The sequence below is a fragment of the Luteibaculum oceani genome (genome assembly GCF_007995015.1).
Taxonomy (GTDB): domain Bacteria; phylum Bacteroidota; class Bacteroidia; order Flavobacteriales_D; family Luteibaculaceae; genus Luteibaculum; species Luteibaculum oceani.
Genome location: NZ_VORB01000031.1, coordinates 1 through 578, shown reverse-complemented (window position 1 = coordinate 578; position 578 = coordinate 1). Strand labels below are relative to the sequence as shown.

The following is a 578-nucleotide window of genomic DNA, read 5'->3' as shown; positions in this document are numbered from 1 at the left end:
GGTACGCTAACATTAGCCGAAGGAATTTTATTGACCGTAAAATTCACCCTATCGTTCAATAGCTTCGTGCAACGACTGTTGCCCATGTCTTTAAACCCAGCGATGTAATAGGTGTACGAACCTACGGCTGGAGATAAAAGTTCTATGCTCTCGCCCGATTGCAGAGAGTAGTTCACCCCTGCATCGGTGGGTGACGATTTAAGGGTAAAGACATAAGGCCCTACTCCCGAACCGTTGATGGTGATATACACATTTTCGCCATCGCAGATTTTAGAAGTTGCCGAGACAATGGCCTGAGCTGGTTTTCCAAATACTACAGGGGTACCTGGAGCCACGCTTAAGCAATAGTCCTTAACGTTCAGTCCAAGGGTAGAACCGTTTTTGGTTCCCACAACGCGCGAGAGGTAATACACCTTGCCGGTTGCAATGGCCTTGTTACTGGCTACAATTCCGTTGCTTCCCTTAAAATGTAGGATGTTGCCCAAACTGGCTCCACTTTCAGTGTGCAGCACATAAAGTAAGGTGTCGTCCGAGTCGAGGACATAATCGGAAGTAGCTTGCGCAATGAGTCGATCTCC

1 protein-coding gene is annotated in these 578 nt (G+C 47.8%); it reads right to left on the bottom strand.

Annotation, left to right across the window (positions count from 1 at the left end):
• On the bottom strand, positions 1-578 hold a 578-nt coding region (locus FRX97_RS12290; protein WP_170227141.1), incomplete at both ends, for a hypothetical protein.